The organism is Paenibacillus aquistagni (assembly GCF_900177815.1).
Taxonomy (GTDB): domain Bacteria; phylum Bacillota; class Bacilli; order Paenibacillales; family Paenibacillaceae; genus Paenibacillus_B; species Paenibacillus_B aquistagni.
In genome coordinates this window covers 331,344-351,390 of the sequence record NZ_FXAZ01000005.1, presented here as the reverse complement: position 1 = coordinate 351,390, position 20,047 = coordinate 331,344, and the positions used below count along the sequence as shown (strand labels likewise).

The window sequence follows — 20,047 nt, the reverse complement described above, 5'->3', positions numbered from 1 at the left end:
AGTGAGGAGGTTTCAGAAAAAGAGGCACCGGGGTAAGCAAGTAAGTGAATTACCTCACAAATGATGAGCGATGTTCGAACGAAAAAATTTACAAACAAAGCACTTGACTTTGTCTCCTGTTCGAGATAATATACTAATCAAAAGTAAGTTAATTATTTTAAGTCACATAATAACAGTCGAAAAGTGAGGTATATTTTTTATGAAAAAAGTACTTGTTGTCAACTCCAACCCAAAACCAGAGGCTATGTCTTATGGCCTTCGTCTAGCAAGCCATTATGTTAATGAGATCCAAGCAGCAAATGCTGATGTTGAAGTGACAACATTGAATCTTTATGAAGAGCATATTCCTATGATCGATGGTGAAGTATTGGATGCTTGGGGCAAAGCAGCTCAAGGCGCTGACTTGTCTCAAGGCCAACAGGCGGTATTGGCTCGCATGAATGACATCTTGGAGCAATTCCTTGCAGCAGATATGGTTGTATTCGTTTCTGCGATGTGGAACCTTAGCTACCCGCCGCTTCTTAAAGCATATATTGACAATGTTGTGATTGCAGGTCGTACATTCCGCTACACAGCTGAAGGTCCTCAAGGCCTTATTACAGATAAGAAAGTCGTTCACATCGAAGCTCGCGGTGGCGACTATTCCCAAGCGCCAGGCTTCCAATTCGCAAACAACTATTTGCAAGCTGTTATGGGCTTCATCGGCATTACTGAGTATGAAAATGTTGTCGTTGAAGGCATGAATGCTACACCAGACAAAGCAGAAGAGATTCTTGAGGCTGCTAAGGTACGCGCATCCGAAAGCGTAAAACGCCACTTCGCTTTGGTTTAATCCATCATTTCTGTCAGTTATCATCATTAAGGAGTCTTCCTCAGGAAGGCTCCTTTTTCGTTCGATTAGGGCAATTGGCCAAGTTATCATATATGGCTTTAATGGTGAGGATTATCGGAATGTATAGGGAGGATGCCTCGTTGAAGGAGACTCATGGTTCGTTGTCACCAAATAGGCCTTCGCACATATGATGGTAACGTGTGAAGGGAGGGATAACGAGATATGGCAGTTATTAGAACCAACTCCAACGACGTGCAGACTTTAGCTAGGCTCATGCGAGCTGAAGCTGAAGGCGAAGGAGAGCAGGGGATGCTGATGGTCGGCAATGTTGGAGTAAATCGCATATTAGGTGATTGCTTGGATTTTAAAAACATACGCAGCATGGATGATATGGTGTATCAGAGTCCAGGCGGCTTCGAAGCTATTCAGAAGAGCTACTTCTATCAACGGGCAAGAGATCGTGATGTTCGCCTTGCGCAGCGAGTAATTAACGGTGAGAGGTTCTGGCCGGCATCGAATGCCCTTTGGTTCTTCCGTCCAGCCGGCAGTTGTCCTCCAACATGGTATAACCAGCAGAATACAGGCAGATTCAAGGCACACTGTTTCTTCACTCCATCTGGAGAGGACTGTCCACAGGTATATCGATAAGATCCTTGAGCACAAGAGATAAATATTTTTAAGAGGAGAGAGATGTAATGGCATATACGATGTATCAACCGCAAGCACAGCAAGCATTCCCTTCCTATCCGGCAGCCTTCCAAAGAACCGGCTGCGGTTGCGGAGGAAGCACTCCTGTTCCTTACGCCCAGCAGGGCATGCAGCTATGGCCGCAAATGATGCAGCAGGCTCAGCCTCAAATGATGCCGCAAATGCCGCAAGCACAGCAAGGTACTGTTCCCCCTCAGGTGAGCAGCGGCAATCTGATGACACCGGCAGGCACGGTGCTGCCAATCGGCTTCGAACAATCATATGTTGAGAACATTCTTCGGATGAACTTAGGCAAAGTCGGCACGTTCTATATGACCTATGAGAACAACAGCGAATGGAATGCCAAGATCTTCCGTGGTGTCGTGGAGGCAGCAGGACGCGATCATATCATTATCAGTGACCCGGTGACAGGACAGCGAATCATTCTGTTGACGCTGAATCTGGATTATATTACGTTTGATGAGCCGCTTGCCTACGAATATCCGGGTGTTGTTGGCAATCCTGCTAGACCGGAATCAGAATAATTTAACGCTGGATGATACAGGGAATGGTTCTGGGTGAAGAACATTCCCTTTTTCTTTTGCTCCATCATGAACCATTCTGATGATCTGCCTAGCGCTCATCAACATGACACTCAAGCTGACAACATTGTAAGAATCCATAAGGTAAATCCATCGCGTGCCGCAAAGAGGTGCGCTATACTTCTGAATATGATTTCAGTATATTTTTAGATCCCTTAAGGAGTGATCAACATGAACCAATCAAGACGACGCATCATGCTGAGTGCCTTGTCACTCACAATGGCTTTATCCATGCTTGCGACACCATTTGCCAATGGGAATACGGCCTATGCCTTGAAGGATTCCGAACGGCATGAACATATTGCATTAGCAGCTAATGCTCTCAAGGAGCAGGCTCCACATATTCAATATGACATTCAAGGCACACTGAATGTACAGGAACGAACCATTACAGCTTCCCAAACGGTTACATACCGCAACAGCTCGAAGGACAAGCTTGATCAGCTGGTATTCCGCTTGTTTGCAGATGCAAACCGTTCAAAAGAAACGCAAACGTCGATGTTTGAATCCAATAATGCAGAGATAGCAAAAGAAAATCCTCGTATATCTGCTGAGGAATTTCTTGGCGGCATTGACATCTTGGAGGTGAAGGATGCGGCAACTGGACAAGTCCTTGCTTACAAAAACGAGAATCAGGCGCTGACGATTGAACTGCCTCAAAGTCTTCAAACGAACAGTGAGATTAAGCTGAACATGAAATATAAGACGAAGATCCCGTATGGCATGCAGCGGTTGTCGGAATACAAGAATTTGTTCAACGGCGCACACTGGTTCCCTGTGGCTTCTGTTTATAATGAGAAGACGCACAGCTGGGCGAAGGAACCTTACAGCAAGCAATTTGAAACGGATTATTACGAGGTTGCCGACTATAATGTCAGCTTGAATGTGCCCGAGAAGATGGTTGTAGCGATGCCAGGCAGCTTGTCAGAAACGAAGGCAGGAGAAGGACGCAAGATCGTTACAGCCAAAGCGGAAAATACGCGTGAATTCGTGTTCTTTGCAAGCGAGAAGTTCAAGAAGGCCAGCAAAACGACGAATGGAAGAACCGTTGAGTACTTCTACTTGAACGAGAACAATGATCCGAAAAAAGATCAGGTCATCCAACAGTATCTGGATCATGTAGCGGGAGTGTTAAGCTTCTTCAGTGACAAATTTGGGCCTTACGAATATCCAGAGTTCCGTGTTGTTGAATCCTATGTACAAGGCGTAGCTGTTGAGTTCTCTCGCCTCGTTCAGATGGGGGCCATCAATGCCAATGCTGTGCCTGCCGATGATTCTGTGCTGGTACATGAGATCGCGCATCAATGGTTCCACTCCATCATCGGCAATGATTCAGAGCATGAATCATTCCTTGATGAAGGCTTTGCTGACTTTGCGATGTGCTATTTCTATGAGAAGCAGGGGAATCGTCTGAGTGGATTCAATGCGATCAGGCTGTCAACTGGGGCAGTAGATCAAAAAATCAATTCCACGAACGAAGAGACAGCAAGCATGTGGAATCTGTTGTATTATCAGCAAGGACGGACAGCCTTGTACGAATTGTATCGTACTGTAGGGGAAGAGAAGTTTGATGCCTTTATGCAGGAGTATTTCAAGCGTTATGCTTATAAAAATGCAACGGTAGAGGGCTTGCTTCAGACAATAGAGGACCAGCTTGGCAAAGAGGTGCGCGATCTGATGGATAAAAACATCAATCAGCCCAACTATGAGCTGAATCCGAAATTCCAAATGAGTGAGCAAGAGATGCAGGAATATATGAAGCTCATTAATCTCCAAATGTATGATGGCGTGCTGAGCGGATATCCCGACCTTCCTAAGCAAACGATGATTAATCTCATTCACAAAGCGATGCACGGCGAGCCTGTGGCCATCGTACTGGCAGATGGAGTAGGCAAGAAGGCGCAAGAACAACAGCAAATGCTCGTTGAAGGATTGAATCAGATGTTTGCCATGAACGGCGTGAAGCCTCTCATTGTTACGGAGCGTCAGGCTGTAAAGCAGCAGCTGGAATCGACGCTTGCGAAGAGCAATGTTATCGTAATGGGACATTCAAACAAAAATGCATTTATTCAGGCGCTAAAACCGCAGCTGATTAAAAAGGCGGCTGAGGCAGCGTTTCCTTGGAAAGAGACAATGAAGACACCAAACGTATATGGGGCTTACGGGCTCGTGCATCCGTATAATAAGGATCGTGTGGTTGTGCATTATTTTTGGACTGGGGATCAAGTGAGCGCACAAGGAGAAGAACAATTCCTCTCCAAGGCGCCGTATAAGACGATGGCCGTTACAAACAACTTCTATCAATATATGGTATATAAACAAGATGGAACGGTATTAAATGAGAAGTATACCTACAATCCGCTTGTTGAAAAATTTGCCGAATGAGTCATTCATACAGTATTTGTACAAAAAGCCGCAGAGTGAATTCTGCGGCTTTTTGTATACCTAGTCTATGGGGGGTAATTACCATAGTTGCTCATATGCAGATCCTTTACTACAAATTGCTCGACTTAGGTATGGGGTTACCGAATGGGAGATTAGTACTTTACATGGGATTAGTGTACTTGGCGCTTGCGATCTAGCCAGTATTGGAGCACAAGGGTTAGACAGGCAAGCAGAACAAGCAGAGAAGCGACGGCAAAGGCTGCCGAGAATTGATATTCATGATATAGAATCTCGATGTGAAGTGGCATGGTGTTGGTAACTCCACGAATATGTCCGGAAACGACGGATACAGCACCGAATTCCCCCATCGCTCTGGCATTGCAAATGACGAGTCCATACAGCAGCCCCCACTTTATGTTAGGGAGCGTAATGCGCGTGAACAGCTTCCAGCCGGTTGCGCCTAATGTAATGGCTGCCTCTTCTTCTTGAATGCCTTGGGCCTGCATCAGCGGAATCAGCTCCCTTGCGACAAAGGGAAATGTAACGAACAAGGTGCCAAGGATAATGCCTGGCCAGGAGAAAATGATTTGCCATCCGTGAGCATCCAGTAACGGGCCGAACCAGCCGTGTGCTCCAAACAATAGAATAAAGATAAAGCCTGCTATGACAGGTGATACGGAGAAGGGGATATCGATCAAGGAACTTAGCAGCCCTTTGCCGCGGAACGAGAATTTGGTAATGCACCAAGCGGCGGATAGGCCGAAGATTGCATTTAAGGGGACAACGACGAGTGCTGTAGCTAATGTAAGGCGTATGGCAGCCCATGCATCCGGGTCCGTCCATGCAAGTGCTGCTACTTCGGCTCCTTTTTTAAGCGCTTGAGAGAACACGGCGGCAAGCGGCAGAATGAGCATCAGCACGATGAAGATCAGCATGATTCCAATCAACAGCCGGCGTACGGCTTGAGATTCGCTTGTCACAGCTTGGACGGTTGTGCGACCAGCGCCGTAAGGGAGTGAGGATCCTGCTGAATTTGCTTTTGCCTTTCCTTCGAATGGGTGCATCATAGTCCTTCCTCCCCGCTATAGTTCAGTATGTTGAGATTCTCCTATTTCTTATCAGCTTCCCCATCGTCTGGCATAGCGCCACTGGATCAGATTCATGATGAATAGCAGCAGGAAAGAGATTAGGAGCATCATGAGAGCAATCGCTGTGGCGCCTGGATAGTCGAATTGCTCCAGCTTCGTCATCATCAGGAGCGGGGCAATTTCCGTCTTGAAGGGCATGTTGCCTGATATGAAAATAACAGACCCATATTCTCCAATACCGCGTGCGAACGCTAACGTAAAACCAGTAAGAATTGCTGGGATGAGCTGCGGTAGAATAATGAACACAAAAGTGCGAAGGCGATATGCTCCAAGTATAGCGGCAGCTTCCTCTGTTTCTGTATCCCATTCTTCAAGCACCGGCTGTACGGTGCGTACAATGAAGGGCAATCCGATAAAGACCAGCGCAATCGTGATGCCAACTGCAGAATAAGCACTAGGGATGCCCACTGCGTAGAAGATCTGACCGATCCAACCATTTTGTGAGTAAATAGCGGTTAAGCTGATGCCTGCGACTGCGGTAGGCAGTGCAAAGGGCAGGTCAATCAGACCGTTGATGAACGTCTTGCCCGGGAATGAATAGCGAACAAGCACCCATGCGGTGAGTACACCTAGAGCAACATTAAACAAAGCTGCGCTCAAGGAGGTTAGCAAGCTGATCTTGAAGGCGCTGATGATACGCTTGTCGGTGATGAGCGCAAGGAAGTCAGAACCGCTCATTTGAAAGGACTGCAACACAATGGTGGAGAGCGGAATTAGCACGATGAGCGACAGATAGACAAGGGTAAAGCCTAGGGTAAGCCGAAAGCCTGGCAGTACGCGATGGGCTTTGCGCGAGGGCTTGGCTTTAGTCTCCGCAATGTTTGTCAGCATAACTTATTGCCCTGTGTAGATTTGATCAAAGATTCCGCCATCTGCGAAGTGCTTATTCTGGGCTTCACTCCAGCCGCCAAAGTCTTGATCGATCGTCAGCAGTTCGACGGCGGGAAAGGTGTTCTTGTACTTGTTTACGACCTCCTTGCTGCGCGGGCGATAGTAATGCTTGGCGACAATCTCTTGAGCTTCTTCAGAGTATAGGTATGTGAGATAGGCTGTTGCAACTTCAGCAGTTCCCTTCGCCTCGGCATTCTTATCGATGACAGCAACAGGCGGCTCCGCCAATATGCTTAAGGTAGGAACGACAATCTCGAACTTGTCTTTGCCTAGTTCATTGATGGCCAGAAAGGCTTCATTTTCCCAAGAAATGAGCACGTCGCCAATCTCGCGCTCGACAAAGGTTGTCGTGGAGCCTCTTGCTCCTGAATCAAGCACAGGAACGCGTTTGAACAGAGCTTTGACAAATTCTTTGGCCTTTTCTTCCTCTTGATTGTTATGCTTCAATGCATACCCCCAAGCAGCAAGGTAATTCCAGCGTGCTCCACCAGAGGTCTTCGGGTTAGGAGTGATCACCGAGACGTCATCACGAATCAGGTCATTCCAATCCTTGATTTGCTTTGGATTGCCTTTGCGAACGAGTAATACGATGGTTGAGGTGTAGGGGGCGCTGTTGTCCGCGAACTCCTGCTGCCACCCTTCTTGTATAAAGCCAGCCTCCTGAATAGCTTGAATGTCGTATCCGAGAGCAAGGGTGACAACATCCGCCTTTTGTCCATCAATAACAGATCTTGCCTGCTTGCCGCTGCCTCCGTGGGATTGCTTTATTTGGACAAGGTCCCCGGTCTTATCTTGCCAATACTTCTGAAAGGCTTGGTTGTATTCGACGTACAGCTCACGCGTCGGATCATAGGATACATTTTGCAATTCGATGGTCTTGCCTGACTTGGAGGATGAATGCGAATCCGACTCGCTTGCTGTATCCTTCGTGGAACATCCGCTGGCAGTGGTTAGGAGCAGGCTAAGCACCAAGCTAGCGGCAAGACGAGACCGATATTTATTTCCGCGTTTTGGTGGCTTTGGATGGATTGTGCTGGATGGATGCATCCGGTGAACCCCCTTTGTCTTCTTTTAATAACGAGATGGCAGCATTCATGTCGTAACGATGCTTCTCTGTACGTTCCACCTGCACGATGCATCCTTCGTGTACGACAAGGTGAAGGGAACCGAATCGCAGGTCGTGGAGATGCTCGATCAGCAGACACAGCCACTTCACCTCTCTTGGTTCGAGACTGGCAAGACGATGGTCGAGCGGATGAAAGGGATTGGCAGCACTCATCGTATAAGACCTCCTTTTAGGAAAAAAGTTATTCTCGATCATTCCGATTGAAGTTATCGGATATTGAGTTGAGTTGTATGTTATCAGCGTGATTTAGCAGTGTCAACAAGAATTGGAGGGGATTTCCACTTGTTCTCATTTTAGAAAAAAGAGAGCTTGATCCGCCTTTATTTGGGCAACTCCTTTGAGTGGACAGGAAGAGAACATTGGGATTGACCACTGGTTAGGTTTCGTTTGCTTCAAATTGCAGTTAATACTATACTGAAAAAGGATAATGGACATTAGAGGAGGGCTAACATGATCGTTACGTTAAACAATGGTGTAAAGATGCCTCAATTGGGGCTAGGCGTATGGCGCGTGGAAGAAGGCAGTCAAGTGGTAGAGTCTGTTAAGGCTGCGCTAGAGGCTGGATACCGTCACATTGATACAGCCGCCATTTATGGCAATGAAGCAGGTGTTGGTGAAGCGATCAAGCAATCCGGTGTACCTCGCGAGGAGATTTTTGTTACGACAAAAGTTTGGAATTCTGATCAAGGCTACGAAGAGACACTTCAGGCATTTGAGACGAGCTTAACGAAGCTTGGCTTGGATTATGTAGATCTCTATCTGGTTCACTGGCCTGTGCCTGAGCGCAATCTATATGTGGATACATATAAAGCATTAGAGAAGCTGTATGCAGACGGACGTGTTCGTGCTATCGGTGTGTCGAACTTCCCTATCGAATTTTTAGAGAAGCTGTTGAACGAGACATCTGTCGTTCCTGTCGTGAACCAAGTGGAATGCCACCCGCGTCTTGCGCAGAACGAGCTTCGTGAATTCTGTGCGAAGCACAACATCATCATTGAAGCATGGAGTCCATTGATGCAGGGCGGAGATATTCTTACAAACGAATCCATTCTCTCCATTGCAAGCAAATATAATAAGACGGCTGCACAAGTCATCATTCGCTGGCATTTGCAAAAAGGCAATATTGTCATTCCAAAGTCGATCACGCCTTCTCGCATTAAAGAGAACTTCGACGTGTTCAACTTCGAATTGACAGCTGAGGATATGGCAGCAGTTGATGCCTTGAATCAGGACAAGCGTGTTGGACCAGATCCAGCCGTTATGAACAATTATTAATAGCTGAATAAAAAAGAAGCCCCGATCGAGGATCGTGGGCTTCTTCCCTTCTATGTGAGCGTTAAGTCATCGTACAATGGATAACTTAATTCCGATTTGGCAGATTCATGTTTGCGAGAGCAGCAAATGGGCTTTTGGACAGTCGTTCATCTTCAGTCTCAGCATCGTCTTGATAAATAAGCTCGGATTTGTAATGCTCATAATCGGACGTTTCATTGCGGTGCAATTGAATGCGATCTGCAAAGTGCAAGTAAATAAGAGCTGTATTATAAGCGTCGTCAAGCGCGCGATGGTGATCGCCGACAAAAGGAATTTGCAGTGCCTCAAGCGCAGGCTTTAAGCCGATCTGCTGATTTTTGCCGCGCTCCATCAGCTTCGTGACCTGCTTTTGAAGATTCGTGTAGTTCATCAGCCAATACAAGGGAATTTTCTTATCACGGCATTCCTTGACGAACTGCACTTTATCATCTTCGCCCCAAGACAAGAGGGCATATTCCTCTGCGTCAATCCAAGCAATAAAGGAATCCAGCACATCCTGAAGCGTACTTGCCTGCGCAACGTCCGCTTGCTTAATGCCTGTAAAGTTCTCCGTATCCGCAGATAGCTTTGCGGTATAGACAGGACGAACAAACGCCTGATATTTATCCACAATTTCGGGCTGCCCATTGAGCGTGCTGACCTTAACGGCGCCGATCTCAATGATCTCAGAAGGTTCTCCTTTTTTGCGGTTGACAGTCATTTCTAAGTCGTAGATGATGGCAAGCACGGGTTGTCCCTCGTTTCTATCTAGAGTAGCTTGGTTCATTGTATCATAGGATGGTTACGTATGGTTATGGTATTCCATTACAGCAAAGCAGAATGCTGCAATAACTTGAGGGCAAGATAACATTGGAAAAAAGACTGGACAAATACATATTGGGGTTATAAACTATAAAATAGTTAGTGAATTGACGATGCTGCCGAGCGCACACGCGCAGGCTTTTTCTTTGCGAACCGATGAAAATATTCGTTTTATTTTCTTGAGAATCCATGAATGGTTTTCATCATATTGCAAAGATTATGGAAAAATAGGATGGAGTATGTGATGCTTGATCGCGATATGGGGAATTATTCATATTGAAAAGCGATAGAGTAGCAAGCATCATGATCAAGGAGGAAATCAACATGAAAAACAGATGGAGACGTACGACGCTATCGCTTATTGTGCTCACCATTATCGCTATGGTTGCAGCAGGATGCGGAACAGCTTCAAAAGAGGAAGGTGCAGCAGCAGGCAGCAGCTCCTTGGAGAAGATTAAGCAAGAGGGCAAGATCGTGATTGGAATGATGGGCACGTATGCGCCTTATAACTTCCTGAATGAAAACAAAGAAATCGACGGCTACGATGCTGATATTGCAAAAGCGATTGCGAAGCATATGGGGGTCGAGGCGGAGATCGTGACAGGTGAATTTTCTGGGCTTATTGAAGGGTTGCAGCGCGGCAAGTTCAATGCCTTGATCAGCCAGGTCACGATCACCGAGGAACGCAAGCAATCCATTGATTTCTCTGCGCCTTATATTAAAAATGCGGTGAATGTCGTCGTGAAAGAGGATAATCAGGATATTCACTCGGTCGAGGACTTTAAAGGCAAGAAGATCGGAGTTGGACTTGGCACCAATGATGAAGCTTATCTTCGCAATGAAGTGCTGCCTAAAGTCGGTGACTTTGAGATTGTGACCTATAAAGACGTTATTACTTCTTTGATGGACCTGAACACTGGACGCATTGACGCAACAATCAACAACGTATTTGCGATAAAGCCGATGATTGAAGAAAAGGGTGTTAAGGTAAAAGCGGTTGGTGATCCGATTAAAGAAGACGTTGCAGGCATTGCAATCAAGAAGGGGCAGCCTGAATTGCTCGATGCCATCAACAAAGCGTTTGAAGCAATGAAGCAGGACGGCAGCTACGCAGAGATTCACAAGAAATGGTTCGGTGTAGAGCCTACCTTGTAAGATAGACGGTTGAAGCCAGCTCACTTGCTTGCAAGTACAGACAGAAATGAGGGAGGAGCTTAACCGCGATGGATATTGTCATTTCAAATATTCCTTTCTTTCTAAAGGGGGCGATCGTGAGCTTGCAGCTTACGATCGTTGCCATGTTTTTTGGTATTATTCTAGGGCTTGGTATTGCGGTCATCCGCATGAAGGGTGTTCGTCCACTGCAGTGGTTTGCCCAAGTCTATGTATCGATTATTAGAGGTACACCAATCCTTGTACAGATCTTTATTGCATACTATGGATTTCCGGATGTGGGGATTACGCTTAGTCCGATGGCATCCGCCTATATTGTGTTGAGCATCAACGTAAGTGCATATTTATCGGAGACATTCCGCGGCGCACTGCTGTCCGTGCCGAAGGGGCAGTGGGAGGCAGCGAGCTCGCTTGGCTTGTCTCCATGGCAGACCTTCAAGCGCATTATTTTGCCGCAGGCTGCACGCATTGCCATTCCTCCAATGGGGAACACCTTCATCGGCATGCTGAAGGAGACCTCACTGGTATCCATCGTAACCGTATCGGATCTCTTGCTCCGCGCACAGCAGGTTATCGCGCAATATTACGGGTATACGCTGTTGATCTATATCGAGATCGCGATTATGTATTGGATCATGAGCACCTTCTTTACCGCTATCCTGAATCGAGTAGAAGCTCGTCTCGCGAAGGCATACTAAGAGAGCATGGACAAGGCAGGGGGAGACAACATGATTAATGTACGCGAGTTGAAAAAGCAGTTTGGATCGCAGGTCGTCCTTAAAAATATTGAATTGAGCGTGAGTGAAGGCGAGATCGTCGTATTAGTTGGACCAAGCGGTTCGGGGAAAAGCACGCTGCTTCGCTGCTTGAATGGGCTTGAAAGCCCGGATGGCGGCTCCATTACCGTTGGGTCCATCAACTGGGGGGCGGCATCCTCCAAGAAGGAAAAGAAACAGGCGCTCGTCGAGGTTCGTTCCCATACGGGGATGGTGTTCCAGCACTTCAATCTGTTCCCGCATATGACGGTGTTGGAGAATGTGATTGAAGCCCCTCGAACCGTAAAAGGCATGTCGCGAGACGAAGCTGTTCGCCTGGCCGAGGAATTGCTTAAGAAAGTCGGGTTATTGGATAAGAAGGATGAGCATCCGTCAAGGCTGTCCGGCGGACAGCAGCAGCGGGTCGCTATTGCAAGAGCGCTTGCGATGCAGCCTGACCTGATGCTCTTTGATGAACCAACCTCAGCTCTTGACCCTGAATTGGTTGGTGAAGTACTGAAGGTGATGAAATCCTTGGCCGAGGAAGGCATGACGATGATCGTGGTCACGCATGAGATGAAGTTCGCAAGAGAGGTAGCGGATCGGGTCATCTTCATGAGCGATGGCGTGATCGTAGAGGAAAGCGATCCGGAGTCATTCTTCACTTCTCCTAAGACAGAGCGCGCACAGCGCTTCCTGCGTCAGCTGGCTCAAGAAGAGTAGGGTCGATTAGAGACCATAAATACTTAAGCAGGACGCTTATAATTGAACGAATACCATAGTAGAACCCTCTAGGGATCGTAATCCGATCTCTAGCGGCAGGTGGTATGGTATGAGCCCATTGGGGCTATTGCCAAGATATCGTTATATAGCCGGGTGGTTGAGCAGTACATTGCTGCTGGCACCTGGCCTTTTGTATTTCTAAATACGATGGATCTGCTTTTTGAATTCCATGTATGATACAGCTCGTGGTGCACGAATACATGCTAATCCTATTCATATCTAGCAAAATAGCGGTAAAGAGAAGCTGCTGGCTTTCTCTTACCGCTATTATTATGTGATGGGGTTTGCAGACGCACAGCTAAAGCATTATGCAGCAGCTGCGCGTTTAACTCATTGCCGCAGCAAGCGCAGGCCATTCAAGATAACGAGAATGGTGCTTCCTTCATGGCCAACCACACCAAGTGGAAGCGGGATGCCGCTCACAAAGTTGGACAAGATGAGGCTGATAATTACGATGCTTGCAAAGATCATGTTCTGCTTGATCACGCGTTTCATGCGCTTGCCAAGCGTAATCGCGCCTCCGATTTTTTGAAGGTCGTCATTCATTAAGACGAGATCGGCAGTCTCGAGCGCTACATCTGATCCTGCAGCCCCCATTGCGATACCTACATTGGCCGCAGCCAATGCAGGCGCATCATTAACGCCATCCCCAACCATCGCGACGCTGCCATGTTCCTCCTGCAGCTGCTTAACAATTTCGAGCTTATCTTCTGGCAGCAGCTCCGCATATACCAAGTCAATGCCCGCTTGCTCAGCAATCGCCATTGCGGTACGCTCCTGATCGCCAGTCAGCATCGCAGTTTGTATGCCTAGTGCATGAAGCCCAGCCATGACGGCTTTCGTTTCGGGACGAATCTGATCTTGCAGCGCGATAATGCCGGCAATGGCATTTTGTCTGGACAATACAATGACCGTCTTGCCTTCCTGTTCCAGCCGATGGAGGTCGTTAAGAATGCCGCCTTCAAGGCCCTGCTGCATAAACCAGCCCGGTTTCCCAATCGCCCAAGCCTCCCCATCAAGATTCGCTTGCACGCCCCAGCCTGTAATAGCTTGAAAGTCGGTAGGGCGCTGAAGCGGAAGCTTGCGCTGCTCGGCATGCTGCACAATCGCCCGAGCAAGGGGGTGGTTCGTCATGGATTCTACAGAAGCAGCATGGCCCAGCAACTGCTCTTCGGTCATACCTATATACACTTGAATATCCGTTACTTCAGGGCGACCCTTGGTTAAGGTTCCTGTCTTGTCAAAGGCTATGACGTTGACATTGGCTAGATTCTCAAGGTGAGCGCCGCCTTTAAACAGTACCCCGCGTCTTGCGCTGTTGGAGATTGCTGACAGCATCGCCGGCATGATCGAGGAGACTAGGGCACAAGGAGAAGCAACCACCAGGAATACCATTGCCTTATAAGAAGCCTCGCTCCACGTCCAGTTAAGCAGCCATGGAGGCAGCAGGATCAACAGAATCGTAATACCAAGGACTGCTCGTGCATAGATTCGCTCGAAGTTCTCCATAAAGCGCTGGGACTTGGGCATTTCGCTTTGCGCCTCTTGAACCAGCATGACGATCTTCGCAAATAGCGAGGATTCGCTTGCTGCTGTTACTTTAATGTATAAGGCACCTTCACCATTCAGTGTTCCTGCAAATACCTCATCGCCAACCCCTTTATCAACAGGAATGCTTTCTCCCGTAATCGAAGCTTGATCGATCGCAGAGCGGCCTTCGATAATCTCGCCGTCTGCTGGAATACGTTCGCCATTGCGAACAATAATTACATCGTCAATCTTTAGCTCTGCAGCTGATACCTTCACCTCAATGCCGTGTTCCATGCGAACGGCAGTCTCCGGCTTCAGGTTCATTAGCGCAGAGATATCCTTGGAGCTTCGCTCCATAGTCATTTCCTCTAAGGCTCCGCTAAGGGAAAAGATGAAGATGAGAATAGCGCCTTCTGCCCAATAGCCAATCGCTCCTGCCCCGATTGCGGCGAGAATCATCAGCAGATTGACATCGAGATCTTTTTCTTTGACCAGTGTCTCAAGACCTTCCTTCGCTTGCTGGAAGCCTCCGATGATAAAGGCAATGATGTACAGAGCGGTTGCCAGACCATCGCTGCCAAAGCTTGTAAGCCAAGCAATCAAAGTGAACAGCCCAGCTCCTGCAGGAGGGAGAAGCTCTCGATACTTGTGCAGGAGTTCCTTCATTCGGGGTCCGCGTTCTGGCTGCTGCTGAGGTGACGGCGTTGAAGCAGCAGACGCGGGTGTCTGGTTGGTGGCGGTCAAGTTCGTGCTTGTTGTTGGTTTCATATCGTTCTCATCCTTTCTTTCTAATTGAGAATGAAAGTTATTGTCTTTACCCTTAAAATGACTCATGCTGCCCCTGCAAGCAGGGACAGCATGATTGAGAATGAATATCATTTTTTGTGTTCGCACATAATTTTTGGTTAGGGTAAACTTTTGAAGCTGATTCCATTATAGCATAGCAAATGATGCAGCGAAACCCTTTTTCTGGTGAGAATTGTAATCAGTTAGCAGCGCTAGAAAGGTGGTTGCTCGTGGTTGCTGCTGCTTTATATCATCTGAAAAAGAACGCGGCTTAATGACATTTTGCTTCGGGGCATCATGAATAAACAAATTTTTACCAGCTTATGCGGCTAGGCTGGCTTGGGTTCGCTAATGAGGGTATCAGCGGGTATGAATGAGGAAGCAAGAAACTGCAAAACATAGGCGATAAAGGGGGCGATGCCATGCTGTTTCAATCGCAAATGATGTTCTTAAATAAGTTTCTACATAATCCCAAAGAGATCGGAAGCATCTCTCCTAGTTCTCGCTTTTTGGCGAATCGAATGGTCAGTGTTCTGCCTTGGGATAAGGTAAGCGCGGTAGCAGAGCTTGGCGCAGGCACTGGGGCCATCACTCGTTATATTTCTTCTCATGCTGGAGAAGGGACGAGGGTGCTGTTATTCGAAAAGGATGAATTGATGAGAAATCAGCTTAAAGAGCGATATCCCCACTATTCCTGCTTCTCGAATGCGAGTCATCTTGTGCAGCTCATTCAATATCAGGGCATCGAGAAACTAGATGGCATCATCAGTGGCCTGCCGTTCTTCAACTTTGAACCTAAGCTGCGCGAAACATTGATTAGTCAGGCGGCGGAAGCACTCAGAACAGAGGGGTGGTTTGTCGCATTTCAATATTCATTACAAATGAAGTGCCTGCTAAAACAGTATTTCGAACTGGAGAGAATCAGGTTGGTTCCATTGAATCTGCCGCCAGCATTTGTGTATGTATGCAGAAAAAGAGGCTGAGTGTGCCAAGCTAAGGTAAATATTCCTTGTGAGGGCAGCCCGTCATCCTCCATTAAGAAGAACAAAAGCAGGATTGTGCGTAGAATTATTGGATTCGGCAGGATCATTTATGGATTCCTTATTCCAAATGTGCATGAATAGAGAAGCCATAACAAACAATGATTTTAGGAGAGGGCATAATCTCTTCCTAATGAAAAACGAGCCTTAGAGCTGCTTCTAAGGCTCGTTATCTTCAATGACCCTGTTGCTTGCATCTAACAGGAGCTATTCAATACTTCTCAAATGTGAGGGCTCTTTTCGTTATTTCTCCTTCTCATAAGGTTATTTAGGGTCAGAAGAGGAGATGAATTTGCGGGACACTTTTTTGCCGTCATACGTAAAGAGCACCGGCTTATCCTCTACAAGCGTTTCGAGATGGACGGATTTGCCCCATAGCGTGTAGACGTACGGCAGGGTGCGCTCCAAGTACTTGAGGTCGAGCTCAATGCCCTCGTAATTATGCTTGACATAGAGCTCTCCAGTACGCTGATAATCCCCATCTTGTACCACGAGATAAGGAAAGCCGCCATTGACTCGCGAGTATACAAGCTGGTCTCTTATATTCTCCCAGGATTTATCTGTAATTTTCCACTCAGGCCCTTTTTTCTCAAATACATAAAGATCGAGATCCCTCGTTAGGTCCTTTGTTAAGTAGTTGCGAATAAAAGAAGTATCCGAATCCAGCTCCCTGACCTCAAATATCTTCTCACGGCCCTTGCCTGGCTTCCTGCCAAGCCGTTCCTGCTCAAATGAATTTGGATTGTCCCAGCGCTTCTCAATATCCTCGAAGATCTTCAGTCCCAAATAATACGGGTTAAGGGAGTTCCGAGAAGGCTGTACGACAGAGGAATTGAGCTTGGCGAACTCAATGGTCTCGCCGCTTGTCAGCTCCAGCTCGCGAATGATCCGCTGATGCCAATAGGAGGCCCAGCCCTCATTCATGATCTTGGTCTCCATTTGCGGCCAGAAATAGAGCATTTCATCTCGAAGCATCGTCATGATATCCCGCTGCCAATCCTCCAGCACGGTCGAGAACTCCTGTATAAACCAGATGATATCTTTCTCAGGCTCTGGCGGAAAAGTGAAGTCCGCCTGATCCGTGATTCCGTGTTTTTTGCCTTTTCGGCGGTTCTCTTCTAAGGAGAGCAGGTCATCATACGGACCGTCAGGGCCTGGCTCTTGATCACCCTTCATTTCTTGGATCTTCATCTCCATATAGCGCTGCTTGTCGAGCTTGCGTGGATGTATGAGCTGCGGATCAACATGCTCTTGAATGGCAAGCACCGCATCGATAAAGCTCTCTACTGCTTGAGATCCGTATTCGAGCTCATAGCTTGAGATGCGCTCAGCGGTAGCAGACATGCTCTCTACCATATTGCGATTGGTGTTCATGAATCTGGCATTATTCTTGAAGAAGTCGCAGTGTGCGAGCACATGTGCGACGATCAGCTTGTTTTGAATCAGGGAATTGCCGTCCAATAGGAAGGCATAGCAGGGGTCAGAGTTAATGACGAGCTCATATATCTTGCTCAGGCCAAAGTCATACTGCATCTTCATTTTGTTAAACGTTTTTCCAAAGCTCCAATGGTGGAAGCGAGTGGGCATGCCATAAGCGCCAAAGGTGTAAATAATGTCGGCAGGGCATATCTCATAACGCATCGGGTAGAAGTCCAGCCCGAAGCCTGTGGCGATCTCGGTAATCTCATCAATGGATTTCTCCAGCTCACGCATCTCATCTTGGTTCATCCTTCATCCCCCCGAGCGAAAAATCGTGTCTCTACCATATGTATGGATGAAGGGGGATGGTTATGTATTTTAACCAGTGTAAGGGATCGGTTAGATAATCAACTCATGAAAAAGACCATCCAGAGGACGACCTGTATGAATTAATAAATTTGGATGTAATAAGTCCAAGTTAAATACCCATTTTTGTAAGAATCGATGATCACGGGCCCTGTCCATATTGCTTGCGCTTGACGCTGCTGCTGAATAATATTTACTCTGCCAGCACCTTCCCTAGCTACATAGTAGTCGGCTGGAGCACGGTTTAAATAGATCATTGAACCTCTCTGAATATTTTGAAAAGAAGAGTCGGCGGCTTGAACAGATGATGGAAATGAAACTAGGACAGTGGATGTGATTCCTAAAGTGATAGCCAAAGATACTAAAACTTTACGAAATAGTTTCTTCATATAAAAACCTCCTAAGAAATGTGATTCAAACTAAAACAAACAATATCATAGATGTCAGATTGTTACAATAATTGGAATATAAAGAATGCTTAAAGATTAAAAATAGACATTTTATCAGGGTAATATGCGGTCAAACGTGTTCAAAGATGATGTTGATAAAAACGACAATTTAAGCGTTATAACGAACTGTATCGACTAATTTCAACAAAAATATCGTAAGAAATTTGGAAAAAATCGACACATTCTGCTGGGTATATCGTATGATAACAATTGGAATATTTGACCTATTGATTTTACATTAACAGGGGGCGTAATGGGTGAACAATGGTAAAGAAAAGCCAAAGGTTATCGTACTAGGGGGAGGGGTTGCAGGTATGAGCGCCGCTCATGAACTGATGGAGCGGGGCTTCAATGTTAGTGTGTATGAGGCGAAATCGATTCCCGGTGGCAAAGCCAGAAGCATGACGGTGAAGGGAAGCGGGACCAATGGGCGCAAGGACCTGCCAAGCGAACACGGCTTCCGATTCTTCCCGAAGTTCTACAAGCATATTACGGATACGATGAAGCGAATTCCTTACAACTACAACAAGCGTGGGGTATTTGATAATTTAATTGAAGGGACGAATTTAGGACTTGCCTTCTTCGATAGGGCTATGCTGCCTTTTGTGACGGAGTTCCCGACGACGATCCATGACTGGAAGACCATGTTGACCTCGTTATTCGATAATCATCTTGGCCTAAGCAAGGAGGATGTCGAGCATTATGTAGAGCGGCTGTGGCAGATGATGACCAGCAGCGATATTCGCAGGCTGCTTGATTATCAGCGCATCTCGTGGTGGGACTTTATTGAAGCGGACAAGCAGTCTGAGCAGTTCCGCCAAGTATTCGCGGGATTGTCGCGCATTCTTGTCGCTGCCAAAGCCAAGGAGGCGAATGCCTGCACGATCGGCACCGTAGGAGCAACGCTGATGCTCGATATGGTGACGCCCGGAGGGAGCGCGGATCGCTTGCTGGATGGCCCCACCAACGATGTTTGGCTCACCCCGTGGCATCGCTACTTGACGGAGAATGGCGTTGAATTCCACATGGAGGCGAAGGTGACTTCTATTCACATGAAGGATGGGGAAGTGGCAGGCGTGACGATCGATCATGCGGGACAAACGGAGCTTGTGATCGGAGATTGCTATATATTTGCCCTGCCTGTTGAGGTAATGGCGAAGCTTGTGAATGAAGAGCTGATCAAGGCGGATGCGCTGCTCGCTCAGCTGATTCCGCTGAGTGATTCGGTAGAATGGATGAATGGCGTTCAATTCTACCTATCTGAAGATGTGCCGCTTATCCATGGCCATATTATATGCATGGACAGCCCGTGGGCACTCACGCTGATTTCCCAGCAGCAATTTTGGAACAACTATCCGCTAAGCGAATATGGAGATGGCCGTGTACGCGGCGTAATATCCGTTGATGTCTCGGATTGGGAAGCGCCGGGGATTCTATTCGGCAAGCCTGCCATGAAGTGCACGAGAGAGGAGATTCGCGCAGAGGTGTGGGAGCAATTGAAACGCAGCTTCAACCACAACGGCGAAGAGGTGCTGAGTGACGAGATGGTTGTGGATTGGTATTTGGATGAGGATATTCATTTTCCGAATCCGCATGAGTCCGTCAATATGGAGCCTTTGCTCGTCAATCGTGTGCATACGTGGAGCATGCGTCCGAATGCCTATACGCAGATTCCGAATCTGTATCTGGCTTCGGATTATGTGAGAACCAATACCGATCTGGCAACGATGGAAGGGGCGAACGAAGCGGCAAGACGAGCAGTCAATGCCATTCTGGAGCATTATCAGATCGACGAGAATCCATGCAAGATCTGGGATATGTATGACTTTGATCTGTTGAAGGCGTGGAGATCTAATGATGAGAACCGCTATGAACGGGGACTGCCGTGGAACGGGAAGATCGTTGGCTGAGCCTTCTTGCATGCGGAAGACGAATGCTGAACAAGATAAGCCTAAGAGAA

Annotated in this window: 18 protein-coding genes; 10 read left to right on the top strand and 8 right to left on the bottom strand. The window is 47.3% G+C overall.

Going from position 1 to position 20,047, the window contains the following annotated elements:
* Positions 1 to 199 precede the first annotated feature (199 nt).
* The 4 genes from B9Y93_RS18145 (at position 200) to B9Y93_RS18130 (ending at position 4,506) form a co-directional block, all read left to right on the top strand.
* Positions 200 to 832, top strand: coding sequence for an NAD(P)H-dependent oxidoreductase (locus B9Y93_RS18145; protein WP_085496680.1), 633 nt, complete (start codon positions 200 to 202; stop codon positions 830 to 832).
* A gap of 222 nt (positions 833 to 1,054) precedes the next feature.
* Positions 1,055 to 1,480: a cell wall hydrolase gene (locus B9Y93_RS18140; protein WP_085496678.1), complete on the top strand. Its 426-nt coding sequence runs from the start codon at positions 1,055 to 1,057 to the stop codon at positions 1,478 to 1,480.
* A 185-nt stretch (positions 1,481 to 1,665) separates the two neighbouring features.
* The gene (gene gerQ, locus B9Y93_RS18135) at positions 1,666 to 2,064 is read left to right on the top strand and encodes a spore coat protein GerQ (protein WP_425320358.1); all 399 of its coding nucleotides are present in this window, start codon (positions 1,666 to 1,668) and stop codon (positions 2,062 to 2,064) included.
* Positions 2,065 to 2,292: 228 nt separating this feature from the next.
* Positions 2,293 to 4,506, top strand: coding sequence for a M1 family metallopeptidase (locus B9Y93_RS18130; RefSeq protein WP_085496676.1), 2,214 nt, complete (start codon positions 2,293 to 2,295; stop codon positions 4,504 to 4,506).
* Positions 4,507 to 4,676: 170 nt separating this feature from the next.
* Here B9Y93_RS18130 and cysW read toward each other — a convergent pair whose 3' ends face one another.
* The 4 genes from cysW to B9Y93_RS18110 are packed head-to-tail and all read right to left on the bottom strand — an operon-like array spanning position 4,677 to position 7,824.
* Positions 4,677 to 5,573: a sulfate ABC transporter permease subunit CysW gene (gene cysW / locus B9Y93_RS18125; RefSeq protein ID WP_244903463.1), complete on the bottom strand. Its 897-nt coding sequence runs from the start codon at positions 5,571 to 5,573 to the stop codon at positions 4,677 to 4,679.
* Between the two features lie 51 nt (positions 5,574 to 5,624).
* Positions 5,625 to 6,485 carry a sulfate ABC transporter permease subunit CysT gene (gene cysT, locus B9Y93_RS18120; protein WP_085496674.1) on the bottom strand — a complete coding sequence of 287 codons (861 nt, stop codon included), beginning with the start codon at positions 6,483 to 6,485 and terminating at the stop codon, positions 5,625 to 5,627.
* 3 nt (positions 6,486 to 6,488) lie between these two features.
* Positions 6,489 to 7,592 carry a sulfate ABC transporter substrate-binding protein gene (locus B9Y93_RS18115; RefSeq protein WP_085496672.1) on the bottom strand — a complete coding sequence of 368 codons (1,104 nt, stop codon included), beginning with the start codon at positions 7,590 to 7,592 and terminating at the stop codon, positions 6,489 to 6,491.
* Positions 7,543 to 7,824 (bottom strand): YezD family protein, encoded by a 282-nt coding sequence (locus tag B9Y93_RS18110; protein ID WP_097676265.1) that lies wholly within the window; start codon positions 7,822 to 7,824, stop codon positions 7,543 to 7,545. The genes B9Y93_RS18115 and B9Y93_RS18110 overlap by 50 nt, the downstream gene beginning before the upstream one ends.
* Positions 7,825 to 8,121: 297 nt before the next feature.
* Between B9Y93_RS18110 and B9Y93_RS18105 the strand changes: the two genes are divergently transcribed.
* Entirely contained in the window at positions 8,122 to 8,946 is an 825-nt protein-coding gene (locus tag B9Y93_RS18105) for an aldo/keto reductase (protein ID WP_085496668.1), read from the top strand.
* A gap of 85 nt (positions 8,947 to 9,031) precedes the next feature.
* On the opposite strand, the gene B9Y93_RS18100 is transcribed toward B9Y93_RS18105, so the two are convergent.
* The gene (locus tag B9Y93_RS18100) at positions 9,032 to 9,712 is read right to left on the bottom strand and encodes a 3'-5' exonuclease (protein WP_085496666.1); all 681 of its coding nucleotides are present in this window, start codon (positions 9,710 to 9,712) and stop codon (positions 9,032 to 9,034) included.
* 398 nt (positions 9,713 to 10,110) lie between these two features.
* Between B9Y93_RS18100 and B9Y93_RS18095 the strand changes: the two genes are divergently transcribed.
* From B9Y93_RS18095 to B9Y93_RS18085, 3 genes are all read left to right on the top strand, one after another.
* Entirely contained in the window at positions 10,111 to 10,941 is an 831-nt protein-coding gene (locus tag B9Y93_RS18095; RefSeq protein WP_085496664.1) for a transporter substrate-binding domain-containing protein, read from the top strand.
* 68 nt (positions 10,942 to 11,009) lie between these two features.
* Entirely contained in the window at positions 11,010 to 11,657 is a 648-nt protein-coding gene (locus B9Y93_RS18090; protein ID WP_085496662.1) for an amino acid ABC transporter permease, read from the top strand.
* 30 nt (positions 11,658 to 11,687) lie between these two features.
* Positions 11,688 to 12,437, top strand: a complete 750-nt coding sequence (locus tag B9Y93_RS18085) for an amino acid ABC transporter ATP-binding protein (protein ID WP_085496660.1) — start codon at positions 11,688 to 11,690, stop codon at positions 12,435 to 12,437.
* Positions 12,438 to 12,827: 390 nt separating this feature from the next.
* Here B9Y93_RS18085 and B9Y93_RS18080 read toward each other — a convergent pair whose 3' ends face one another.
* Positions 12,828 to 14,795 carry a heavy metal translocating P-type ATPase gene (locus tag B9Y93_RS18080; protein ID WP_244903462.1) on the bottom strand — a complete coding sequence of 656 codons (1,968 nt, stop codon included), beginning with the start codon at positions 14,793 to 14,795 and terminating at the stop codon, positions 12,828 to 12,830.
* Positions 14,796 to 15,235: 440 nt separating this feature from the next.
* On the opposite strand from B9Y93_RS18080, the gene B9Y93_RS18075 reads away from it, so the two are divergent.
* Positions 15,236 to 15,796 carry a class I SAM-dependent methyltransferase gene (locus B9Y93_RS18075; protein ID WP_085496658.1) on the top strand — a complete coding sequence of 187 codons (561 nt, stop codon included), beginning with the start codon at positions 15,236 to 15,238 and terminating at the stop codon, positions 15,794 to 15,796.
* A 321-nt stretch (positions 15,797 to 16,117) separates the two neighbouring features.
* On the opposite strand, the gene B9Y93_RS18070 is transcribed toward B9Y93_RS18075, so the two are convergent.
* Both B9Y93_RS18070 and B9Y93_RS18065 read right to left on the bottom strand, forming a co-directional pair.
* A complete protein-coding gene (locus tag B9Y93_RS18070) occupies positions 16,118 to 17,581 on the bottom strand; it encodes a SpoVR family protein (protein WP_085496656.1) in 1,464 nt (487 codons plus the stop codon).
* A gap of 140 nt (positions 17,582 to 17,721) precedes the next feature.
* Positions 17,722 to 18,027 (bottom strand): hypothetical protein, encoded by a 306-nt coding sequence (locus B9Y93_RS18065; RefSeq protein WP_085496655.1) that lies wholly within the window; start codon positions 18,025 to 18,027, stop codon positions 17,722 to 17,724.
* A gap of 317 nt (positions 18,028 to 18,344) precedes the next feature.
* On the opposite strand from B9Y93_RS18065, the gene B9Y93_RS18060 reads away from it, so the two are divergent.
* Complete coding sequence (locus tag B9Y93_RS18060) at positions 18,345 to 19,997, top strand: hydroxysqualene dehydroxylase (protein ID WP_280522901.1); 1,653 nt, start codon at positions 18,345 to 18,347, stop codon at positions 19,995 to 19,997.
* The last annotated feature ends 50 nt before the right edge of the window (positions 19,998 to 20,047 follow it).